The organism is Psychrobacillus sp., from assembly GCF_032154225.1.
Lineage (GTDB): Bacteria > Bacillota > Bacilli > Bacillales_A > Planococcaceae > Psychrobacillus.
In genome coordinates this window covers 19,196-30,857 of the sequence record NZ_JALDYF010000013.1, presented here as the reverse complement: position 1 = coordinate 30,857, position 11,662 = coordinate 19,196, and the positions used below count along the sequence as shown (strand labels likewise).

At 35.2% G+C, this 11,662-nt stretch carries 8 protein-coding genes; all 8 read left to right on the top strand.

Annotated elements, in window-relative coordinates:
• Positions 1 to 52 precede the first annotated feature (52 nt).
• The gene (locus RUH95_RS15255) at positions 53 to 1,483 is read left to right on the top strand and encodes an extracellular solute-binding protein (RefSeq protein WP_313893753.1); all 1,431 of its coding nucleotides are present in this window, start codon (positions 53 to 55) and stop codon (positions 1,481 to 1,483) included.
• Between the two features lie 26 nt (positions 1,484 to 1,509).
• Complete coding sequence (locus RUH95_RS15250; protein WP_313893752.1) at positions 1,510 to 3,789, top strand: heparinase II/III domain-containing protein; 2,280 nt, start codon at positions 1,510 to 1,512, stop codon at positions 3,787 to 3,789.
• 85 nt (positions 3,790 to 3,874) lie between these two features.
• On the top strand, positions 3,875 to 4,513 hold the full coding sequence (locus RUH95_RS15245) for a YesL family protein (RefSeq protein ID WP_313893751.1): 639 nt from the start codon (positions 3,875 to 3,877) through the stop codon (positions 4,511 to 4,513).
• Between the two features lie 177 nt (positions 4,514 to 4,690).
• Positions 4,691 to 5,614, top strand: a complete 924-nt coding sequence (locus tag RUH95_RS15240; RefSeq protein ID WP_397469515.1) for an ABC transporter permease — start codon at positions 4,691 to 4,693, stop codon at positions 5,612 to 5,614.
• Between the two features lie 38 nt (positions 5,615 to 5,652).
• Entirely contained in the window at positions 5,653 to 6,528 is an 876-nt protein-coding gene (locus RUH95_RS15235; RefSeq protein WP_313893749.1) for a carbohydrate ABC transporter permease, read from the top strand.
• A 69-nt stretch (positions 6,529 to 6,597) separates the two neighbouring features.
• Entirely contained in the window at positions 6,598 to 8,223 is a 1,626-nt protein-coding gene (locus tag RUH95_RS15230) for an extracellular solute-binding protein (protein WP_313893748.1), read from the top strand.
• Positions 8,224 to 8,511: 288 nt separating this feature from the next.
• On the top strand, positions 8,512 to 10,224 hold the full coding sequence (locus RUH95_RS15225; RefSeq protein WP_313893747.1) for a peptide ABC transporter substrate-binding protein: 1,713 nt from the start codon (positions 8,512 to 8,514) through the stop codon (positions 10,222 to 10,224).
• A 208-nt stretch (positions 10,225 to 10,432) separates the two neighbouring features.
• Entirely contained in the window at positions 10,433 to 11,650 is a 1,218-nt protein-coding gene (locus RUH95_RS15220; RefSeq protein ID WP_313893746.1) for an Nramp family divalent metal transporter, read from the top strand.
• Positions 11,651 to 11,662: the final 12 nt, after the last annotated feature.

Here is an 11,662-nt window from a genome sequence, read left to right as displayed (position 1 = left end):
CATTTGTTATTCCTATAAAATAGGACGATTAATCAGTAGGGAGTTGTATGTGTTGCTAAAACGAAAAAGTGAATTTGAAAACCGCTACCATAAATTTATTCATGAATTAAAAGAAGAAATTATTTCTGGAAAGATTAAGCCTGGTGAATTTATTCTCCCGGAAAATACCTTAAGTAAGGTATATGAATTAAGTAGAGTTTCAATTAGGAAAGCTTTGGCAGAGCTTGTTGAGGAAGGTCTTATCGAAAAAATACCTGGAAAAGGAAACAGAGTAACTATTCCAAATGAAACACAAAAACAGACTATTACCTTAGGGTGGTTTTCCAATTCATATGAAATAGAGATTATTAGAAAAATTATCAAGCGCTTTGAACAACTCAATCCGTTTACGAAAGTAAATCTTCAAATCTTACCGAATAGCCAGTATATCTATAATCTAACACAATCGTTAAAGCATGATAGTGGTCCAGATGTATTTATCGTATCTGACTATCACTTCCGTGAGCTAATGGAAACGAATTGTTTAGACATCCTAGATCCTTTTTTACCGGAGCATATTGACGTAGAAAAGGATAGCTATAAGCAAGTGTTTGAAATGTTTACATACAATCAAACGATTCCTGTAACTCCTTTTGTATTTTCACCAGTGATGATTTGCTATAATCGCCGAATATTTGAAGAAGCCGGAATCGCAAAGGATTTCCAAATGGACACTTGGGATGACTTACTGGAGTTATCTATTCGGACGACAAAGGGGCTAGATGACAATAACCTAATAAACGAATATGGCTTTTGTTTTTCATCATCTACTAATCGCTGGCCGGTGTTTTTATTGCAAAACGAAGGAGCATTTATGAACAATAAGCGCTCTAAGTCTGTCATGAATAGCAAAGAAAATATTGAAGCACTAAATTACTGTGGAGATTTAATGTACAAATATCATGTCTCGCCAATTTTCTCACATGGAAGTAATGAGTTAGCTGAAAACCTTTTTATGCGAGAAGGTGCAGCAATGATTTTGACAACCTATTATTTTATGAATGAATTTAGAAATCACAAGATTAAATGGGATGTTATGCCACCTCCTAAAAATAGTGCCTCTGCTACTTTACTTTTAGGTGGTGCTTTAGGAATTAATACGAATAGTAAAAATAAGGAATCTGCACAGGCGTTTGTGAGTTTTATGGTAAGTATAGAAGCACAAACATTACTTAAGCAAGATGGATGTACAATTCCGATGCTTCGCAATGTAGCAGAGGATAACAATTTACTGCAACCTGGAATTCACCCAGAGCAATATAATGCGTTTAAAGAAGTAATGGAAACTTCCAAGACTATTAGAGACCTTCAGTTGACAATTGAGGAGTTTGAACTAGTAGAACGTGAGATGCAATTTTTCTGGGCCAATATGGAAAAAGCAGAGGTTACATCTAAACGAATAGAGGAGCTTTTAAATTTAAAACAAGCAACTAATAATGGATAATGAGTAATCTAAGGGGTGTACTTGTGATGGAATTTACTCAACTTCTTAAGCAGTTAAAGCCAAATCCTAGAATCTTATTTAATGAAGAAGAAATAAATGGAATCAAAGCAAGAGTGATAGATAACGGAAGAGGAAATCGAATTGATTTTAAAGGGGCATGGGAAAATACTCTTCAACTTGCAGAGTCGTATGTGGTGGAACAAGAGTTCACAGTAATTTATTCAGGTTGTTCAGTCCAACTAAATATCCCTTTACCACTAGTGCAACTGGACCCCATCGATGATCCACCAGGATATATTGATTATCCTTTTTGGACGATGTATTCTCGGGCTGTTGAGGATAGAATCCGATATTTAGCATTTGCCTACGGAATGACGAAGGAGAAAAGGTTTGCTGAAAAAGTAAAAGAGTATCTGATTGCGCTATCTTCCTTTACAAGATGGTTCGAATTTTTACCACGAGGGGCAGAAGGGAATTTAAGTAATGCTCATTTCACTATAGGCGCAGCGATTGGGTATGATGCAATTTTTCATACACTATCCAACGAAGAGAAAAATGCGATTAAAAAAGCTATTTTAGTGAAAGGTTTACAACCATTCGGCATTGATTTTAACAATTATGACAGCCATAATATCATTGCTTCAAAACGAGTTGCGATGCTAATTGGATCACTTGCTATCTTAGATAATGATTGCAAGGAAGAAGTAGAACCATTTATTTTGAATTCCTGTGCCTACATAAAAAATTATTTAGATAGTAGGATGAGGGATCCAGGTATTGAGGGACTGTTGTATTTAAATGTCGCTGCAAGACATATCTTAATGGCAGTAGATACGTATCATCGTTCAACAGAAGACTATGAATTTCTCAAACACGCATATTTCAATTTTCTGCCGGATATTTTCATATACACACTTGGCACAGCTGGAAAATCTAGTTTTGTTAACTTCTCGGATTCATTTTATAGTTTAGATATTTCTTATCTCATGGCTATAATTGCTTCCAAAAATCAAAACCAGATTGCAAGCTGGTATATGAATAAATTCTCTGAAAGTCATTTGGAAACATTGCTTAATTCTAATAATATTCCAGAGCCAATGGAACCAGAAAATTATTACGAAAACAAGTATTCAAATATATTTCCTACAATAGGATGGGCTTCACTAAGAAGTGGATGGAAGGAAAATGACCATCTCTTGGCTTTCAATGCGAGTCAGTCAGCAAAGAATCATAACCATTTTGACCAGAATAATTTCATTTTGCATGTTGCCGGAGAATGGTTAATTACGAATCCCGGATATCAGGATTATGTAGAGGGTCCTAGAAGAGAGTTTACGATTGGAACAATAGGGCATAACAGCATGCTCATTAATGAAGTTGGGCAATCTCAAATGGGAAGAAGTAAATTTGTAGACTGGCATACTTCTGAGAACTTTTCTTTTGTTATTGGAGAAGCGACTGATGCTTATGACACGAGTATTTCACAATGGGAACGAAAAAATTTACACATCGATAAAAGCTATTTTGTTATCGTGGATAAGGTCGTAAAAAAGGATGCGGATGGCATTCTCAGCTTTCTGTTTCATACAACAGCACAAATATACGTTGGTGATCAGAACATACTACCAGGGGAAAAGATTGAGGAATCGCATATCGAATTTGTTGGTGACAAAGCTTCCGCATCGCTTTACATTTGCTATCCAAATGATATAAAGAAAAGTTTAGAACAACATGTGGGAGCAAAAGAGTACGGCTCTTATCTAAAGGTAGTTCCAAGTGAGAATGAACAGCTGCAATACGTAGTGACAATAATTGTTCCTCATATAGTAAAAAGTGAGTTCGACTACTCAATTACAAATGATGGTTCGTTTTTTTCTATACAAGTTAATCGGGAAAAAATTATAGATTATATTCTAGTAAATGAGGATAGAAAGAGTGTTTGGCAAACGACATCTAACGGAACGGTTACATTCCAAGGAGAGCAAGGATGGGTATCATTATTAAATGATGAGCCGATGCCAAGTAAATTTTCCGTCATGAATGGTAGTTGCTTAATTGTTCAGGGAAATACAGTTATTGAGACAACGGAGGCAATGAATATATCCGGCTTTTTTGAAGAAGATGAGGCTAAATTACAACTTGAGTTACAAAAAGATACCAAAGTATTGATAAAAACCGTGAATCCTACAAATATACTTATTAATGGCGAAAAGCATCAAAATGAGGCTGCTATCTATCATTCTGAAAAGGGTTTGCTTGAATTAAATTTGAAGCATGGGATGTATGTAATCGATCTATTTTTTTAATCTAGCGATAAGAATAAAAGAAACAATTGTAAAAGGAGAAGACTGAATTTTCTGTTTAAAAAGATATTATAAGAGGGTGATTTATATGGAGCTTACTGGATGGAGAGGTTCTTTATATTACTATATGGATTGGGCCTTAAAGCTCGCATATTTAAATATTCTATGGTTGGTAGGAATAGTCATTGGAATTGGATTTGCAGGATTTTTTCCTTCAACGGTAGCGATGTTCTCAGTGCTTAGAAAGTGGACGCAAGGTGAGGATGAGGAACTGAAGGTTTTAAGTCATTTTAAAAGTGAGTATAAAAAGGAATTCATCAAATCTAATAAATATGGCTACTTATGGGCCGGATTTGGATTAGTAATATACGTAGATTTACAATTTTTCCGTGGCATTCCTTCCATGTGGGCACTAATTGTTTCTTTATTCTTTTTTATGCTTGGTGCTATTTATATTGTTGCTTTGCTCTATAGTTTTCCAGTTTATGTTCATTATAAACTAACGATAAAGCAATATTTTAAAAACTGTGTACTAATTGTTCTTTCTAATCCACTATTTTCAGTGTTCATGGTTCTCGGATTTTATTTCCCATACTACCTCATGATGAAAATACCAGGATTATTATTATTTTTCAGCGGAAGTCTAATAGGTCTTGTATTAATGATTATTTCGAACAAAATGTTTACTATTTTAGAAAAAAATAAAGAGCAAAATAACCCAAAATAAGAAAAAAATACTATGAAAACATTGAATTTTCACAAAATTTAAACTATCATTAAATACATGTAGTATACATGTTGTTTGTAAAGTAATTTCTAATTTAATAGGAAGGGGAAATTAGTTATTAAAACTAAAACTAAAAGTATTGATACGCTTGATTCACCAAAAGTTGTATCAAAAAATATCCCGACTAATAGAAAAAAGAAGTCTTTAAAAAAAAGATTATGGCGAGATCGCTACTTATTATTACTAATCTTACCAGGTGTTTTATATTTCCTAATCTATCGCTACATTCCAATGGCAGGTATGCTTTTAGCATTTAAGGATTATAGTCCGTTCCGAGGATTTACAGAAAGTCCATGGGTAGGGTTAAAATACTTCAAACTAATATTTGAGGATACAGAGGTTATACAAGTTATTTGGAACACACTACAAATTTCGTTTTTACAAATCATTTTTGCCTTTCCGATTTCTATCGTACTTGCCTTAATGTTGAATGAAATAAGGCATCAGATTTATAAGAAACTCCTTCAATCCATTGTTTATTTACCACATTTTTTATCATGGGTTGTCGTTGTGGGAATAACGGTTATTTTTCTTAGAAGTGAAGGATTAGTAAATAGTTTTCTAGTGAATTTTTTGAACATAAATCCAATTCCATTTTTAACAGATCCGGCTATGTTTAAGCCAATAGTTATTTTTCAGGTTATCTGGAAGGAGTCGGGATGGGGGACAATACTTTTCTTAGCGGCATTGTCTGGCATTAGTCCACAATTATACGAAGCTGCTGTAATAGATGGTGCTAGCCGTTTAAGACAAATGTGGCATATCACTTTGCCCGCTTTAAAGAGTACAATTGTCATTTTATTAATTTTGCGTTTAGGAAATGTTATGGACAGTGGCTTCGAGCAAATATTTCTAATGTTGAATCCTTTTAATATGGAGTCTGGAAACGTTCTGGATACCTATGTGTATTTTAAGGGAATTCAGCAGGCTAATTTTAGCTTTGCAACAGCTGTAGGCTTATTTAAAGGAGTTATTGGACTAATACTTGTTGTTCTTGCAAATAGACTTGCGAAAAGGTTCGGTGAAGAAGGTTTATATTAAAGCACCTTCTTAATAGATTTATGTTAGGGGGCAAGATTATGTTTAAACTTACTGGCCGCGAAAGGGTAATGGATATTATGAATAACGTTCTGTTGTTAATAATATCATTAACTATGCTATTTCCATTTTTTTATATTTTTTCCGTGTCTTTTTCAAGTGTAAGTGATGTGCTCAATAGTGAGTTTCTTTTGTGGCCAAAGGATTGGGTAACAGATGCTTATAGTTATATTCTAGGGTCAGATCAATTCATTCGATCCCTTTGGGTAACGATCTATATCACTGTAGTAGGAACTTTTGTTAATCTCGTTTTTACTTCTACGATGGCTTATGGATTAACAAGAAATATTATTGGTCAGCGGGTAATCTTATTTTTAGTATTGTTCACAGTACTATTTTCTGCAGGGATGATTCCAACTTATATTATCGTAAAAGAAACTGGTTTATTGAATTCTTTATGGGCGCTAATAATACCTGTTGCGATAAGTCCTTTTAACTTAATCATTATGACACAATTTTTTAAAGGGATTCCTGAAGAACTAACAGAAGCTGCGCTTATCGACGGAGCCACTGATATACAAATCTTTTCGAAAATTATTTTACCTTTATCTAAACCTGCTTTAGCAGCTTTTGGACTGTTTTATGCAGTAGGGCATTGGAATAGTTATTTCTCAGGCGTTCTTTATTTAAATGACCCTGCTAAGTGGCCGATACAAGTTATTTTACGTCAAATTGTAATTGTGAATGAACCAAATGCTGCACTAGGCGGTCACGCAGCTATGTTAGAGGCACTGCCTCCTCCAGAAACTGTTCAAATGGCTGCTATTCTATTGGCGACTTTGCCGATATTAATTGTCTACCCATTCTTACAAAAACATTTCGCAAAAGGAGTGATGCTTGGGTCTGTAAAAGGTTAGAATATGACAGTTATCAGTAGTAAGAAAACATTGTTTTTTCTTTATAAAAAGATTAATGGAGGGGTTAATGTGAAAAAAAAGTATTTGATTATTAGCTTTCTACTTCTAGTCCTAAGTTTTATGATGATTGCTTGTACTTCGGAAGAAACCACCAATGAGAAGGAAACAGACAAAGAGAAAGAAACCGCAACGGAACCAGAGAAAGAAAAAGAAGTGAAAGTTGATCCATTTGATCATAGTGAAAAATATGCAATTACAGGGATGACATTTCGCTTTGGCGATCCACCCCCTTTAAGTAGTCCTGGACTAAACATGATAAATGAGCGATTCAACGTTGATTATAAACCTGAAATTATTCCTCAAGGAGATTATATTGAAAAATCTTCGGCAATTGTAGCTTCAGGTTCGATGCCGGATTTAATAGGGTTTCCTGGTACAGATACACGCTTCTATCAGTGGGCTGAAGAGGGTGCATTTTTACCGCTAGATGATTATCTATCACATTATGAAACTCTTGGTAATATTCCAGATTATATATACAATTCTTTTAAAGTGGATGGAAAAATATACGGAATTCCACGTTACTCACAACCATACCCTGTTACTCCAATTATTCGTAAGGATTGGCTAGATAAGCTAGGTTTAGAAATTCCAACGAATTATGAAGAGCTAGAGAAAGTTGCTATTGCATTTACTAAAAATGATCCAGATGGTAATGGTAAAGCAGATACGTATGGAGTTGCAATCGGAGAAAATATTAACCCGAACTTCAATATGGGAACTTATTGGGACTTTAATGCTTGGTATCATCAAAATAATAATGGTGATTTTATTCCTGGTGTGATTTCAGATGGAAGAAAAGATTTAGTTCAATTTTTTGCTAATCTTTACAAAGAAGGTGCAATGACAAAAGATTTTGCAGTACTAGATTGGGCGAGTACGAATACTGAATTTTATTCAGGAAAAGCAGGGATTTTTGTTGGAGGAGTTTCGGGTATGTCAGAGGCATACTTTGAGGGGTTACTAACGATCAATCCAGATGCGCAACTTGTAGCAATTCCTCCTTTTGAGGCGCCAGACAAATCTAAAGGATTTACAATTGGCTCAGGATATTCAGGGATTTTAGCATTAAACGCTAAGCTTGCTGGTGATGAAGGAAAAATTTATCGTGCATTAGAAATGGTCGATTTCGGTAAGAAATACTATCCGAGTGATACAAAAAATCCACAAAATGCGGATTTTGATTTCTATTTAGGTAAAGAAGGAACTGGATACAACATGGAAAATGGAGCAGCTGTCCAAGTTCCAACGTTCTCTTCTGAAGGACTTTCACCATCAACATATTTCTTAGATAACAGAGAACAAGTTCCAACGGATGCAGATATTAATTATGCAGATGCATATAAATTACCAGAGTTGAAAGAAATGACAACTACCTTACAGGAAATGTTTGAGTCAAACAAACTATATGTAGACCCATCTTACGGAGTTCTTTCGCCAACAAATCAAGAAAAGGGCACAGAATTATTGCAGTTTTTAATCAACGAGCAATCTAAAATGATTGTTGGTCAAAGAGCAATATCAGATTGGGAGACACTTGTCGAGGAGTACATGAAAAAAGGCGGAGAAGCGATTATTAAAGAAGTAAATGAAGGAATCAAGGCAAAAGGATACACAGAAAGAGAATGGAAATAATAATGAATGGCCTATTCGCTAATGCGAATAGGCTATTTTTTTATAAGGCACCCAAACTACTCTCCTAATCCCAAGAAATCACTTAGAAAGCCACAAAGCGCACCTCGAAAGCCCCAAAGACCATTTCGAAAGCCACAAAACCATCTCCGAATCCCTCAAACTCCTCCACAATGAATGAAAACGCATTCAACTTCACAACAATTCTGAAATTTGGTGTAGTTAATTTTGTCGAATGATGTATAATTGAAAAGGAATTATTATTCTAGCAAACTAAAAGGGGTATGTTTTATGAAGAAAAGTAAGTTAATGTGGCTACTAGGAATGATATTGATTTTCGGTATCTTTTTAGTTGCATGTGGTAAGGAAGAAAGCACGGACACTTCTGGAGAAACAAAAAACACAGAAAATACGGATGGTACTGAAGAAACAACAAGTAATAAACTTGATGATGAGCAAATATTAAATTTAGTAGAGCGTGCAGAGATTCCATCAATGGACTCGGTTCTTGCGGATGATGCTGTTTCATTCAATGCGCTAAACAATGTAGCGGAAGGATTATTCCGCCTTAATGAAGAAAATGTAGCGATTCCAGCTATGGCTGAAAGTGAGCCAGAAGTTAGTGAAGATGGTTTAACTTATACATTCAAATTACGTGATGCTAAATGGTCAGACGGTACACCTGTTACAGCTAAAGATTTTGTATTTGCTTGGCAGCGTGCAGTTGACCCTGATACAGGATCGACTTATGGACCTTATATGATGTCTGGAACGATCAAAAATGCAACAGAAATATCAACTGGTTCGATGGATAAAGCTGAATTGGGAATAGAAGCGAAGGATGACAAAACGTTGATCGTTACTTTAGAACGTCCAGTTCCTTATTTTGCATCTCTCATGGCATTTGGAACATTTTATCCACAAAAAGAAGAATATGTAACTGCACAAGGTACAAACTACGCAACCAATTCGGAGAGTTTATTGTCCAACGGTCCGTTTATCCTGACAAACTGGGATGGAAATGGACTATCTTGGACTATGGAAAAAAATCCAGAGTATTGGGATGCAGAAACAGTGAAGCTGGATACGATCAACATAGATGTTGTGAAAGAAGCAGCTACATCTGTTAACTTATATAATAATGGTGAAAAAGATCGTGTTGTGCTAACTGGAGAATACGCGATGCAATATGCAGATAACGAAGAAGTGGAACAAGTTCTAAAACCGACAGTATATTATTTGAAATTTAATCAAGAACGAAATGGAAATAAAACACCACTTTCTAATGTGAAGCTACGAAAAGCACTTGCTATGTCTTTCAACAAACAAGATATGGTTGATGTAGTTCTTGCAAATGGTTCAATTCCAGCAGATTTCCTTGTACCAACAGCGTTTGCTTACGATGAAAACAAAAAGGATTTCCGTGAGGTAAACGGCGATATGCTTCCATTTAATGCAGAAGAAGCTGCAAAACTATGGGAGGAAGGCATGAAAGAGGAAGGCTTGACTGAATTGAAGCTTGATTACATTAGTGGTGATACAGATCTTGCGAAAAACATGGATGCTTACTTGCAAGCACAGATGGAGACTAACCTTAAAGGACTTAAACTTAATTTGAAAAACGTTCCTTTTAATGTGAAATTAGATTTAGATGCTGCTCAAGATTATGATATCCAAAGTACTGGATGGGCACCTGACTTCCAAGATCCAGTTACTTTTGTGGATCTATTCCAATCAGAGTCATCTCAAAATAATATGTCTTACAATAATGAAAAATTCGATGCTCTTCTAGATCAAGCAAAAGGTGAGCTTGCATTGGATCCAGCAGCTCGTTGGCAAGTGTTAGCAGAAGCTGAAAAAATGATTGTCGAAGAGGATGCAGCGATTGCTAATATGTACCAAACTGGTTCTATGTCGCTACAAAAACCTTACGTGCATGGTATTATTGCACACCCATTCACTGGCGATTATAGCTACAAGTGGGCTTACATTTCAGGTAAATAGTTTTTGATGCCAGGCACCAAAACAATAACAATTAAGAATGTCCTTCAATCGAGTATTCGATTGAGGGGCTTTCTTTTTTTAGAAAAAACAGCATTCTCTGCTTAGCCTTTGAATTAAAGACATATTAAAGTCATGTCATAAATTAAAGTAGTACGATACTATAATTATAGAATATTCGTAATAATTAGTTATAAGAGGGGGATACGAAATGACAGGCAGTACGGAAAAGAAAAAGGGGAATATATTTAACTATCTTGGACCTGCATTAATTACTTCAGCGTTAGTGTTAGGACCTGGAAGTATAACGCTCTCTTCAAAGATAGGTGCAATTTATGGATCTCAATTAGTTTGGACACTTGTGTTGGCAGTTGGTCTGATGATGGTGTATACCGAAATGAGTACAAGGATTGGGATTGCTGCGAAGTCGAGTTTTATCGATGTCATTAAACAAAAATGGGGATTTGTTGCTGGATTGTTAATAGGGATAGGTGCATTTTTAGTAACAGCATCGTTCCAAGCTGGTAACGCAATAGGTACTGGAATAGCAATATCTGCAGTTACAAATATGAACTCAACTATTTGGATTATTATTTTCACACTAGTATCTATTGCACTATTATTTACAAAAGAGTTTTATAAAATATTAGAAAAAATGATGCTTGTTTTAGTAGTGATTATGTTACTCGCTTTCCTAATTACTGTAATTTTGGTTCAACCTTCATTAGGAGATGTATTTAAAGGGTTTATCCCAACTATGCCAGAGGGCAGTATCGGGTTAATCATTGCGTTATTTGCAACTAGCTTTTCTATTGTAGGAGCATTGTATCAATCATATTTAGTAAAAGAAAAAGGATGGACGATTGCTGATGCAGGGAGTGGGAGAAAGGAATCGTTTTTGGGGATTTTTCTTCTTGGATTTATTTCATTTCTCATTATGATTACTGCCGCTACAATATTAAAGCCTCAAGGACTTATTGTGAATAATGCTACAGAAATGGGAATGGCATTGGAGCCTCTTTTCGGAAGCTGGTCTACATTTGTCTTTATGCTTGGATTGTTTGGAGCCTCATTTTCATCTCTCATGGGGAACGCAACTATTGGCGGATCCTTAATGGCTGACGGTTTAGGAGTTGGAAATAACTTATCGAATATGAAAGTGAAGTTATTCATAATTCTTGTCATGCTTTTCGGATCAACTATAGGTATTGTGTTTGGATCAGCACCACTAAATCTAATTATTTTTGCACAAGCCGTTACTATTTTTGTTGTACCATTCATAGCGATTGCGATTTTAGTAGTTGCAAATGATCAAAAAGTGATGGGGGAACTAAAAAATAAATTATTTAGCAATATAGTAGGTATTATCGGATTACTTGTACTAATTTATTTAGCGTTTAATAATGCCAAAACAATCTTTTTTTCTTAAAGGAATGGAATA

What these genes read in the sequence shown, in the direction of transcription:
- RUH95_RS15225 (WP_313893747.1), top strand. Translation starts at nt 8,512, where the DNA reads ATGAAGAAAAGTAAGTTAATGTGGCTACTAGGAATGATATTGATTTTC.
- RUH95_RS15235 (WP_313893749.1), top strand. Translation starts at nt 5,653, where the DNA reads ATGTTTAAACTTACTGGCCGCGAAAGGGTAATGGATATTATGAATAAC.
- RUH95_RS15220 (WP_313893746.1), top strand. Translation starts at nt 10,433, where the DNA reads ATGACAGGCAGTACGGAAAAGAAAAAGGGGAATATATTTAACTATCTT.
- RUH95_RS15250 (WP_313893752.1), top strand. Translation starts at nt 1,510, where the DNA reads ATGGAATTTACTCAACTTCTTAAGCAGTTAAAGCCAAATCCTAGAATC.
- RUH95_RS15245 (WP_313893751.1), top strand. Translation starts at nt 3,875, where the DNA reads ATGGAGCTTACTGGATGGAGAGGTTCTTTATATTACTATATGGATTGG.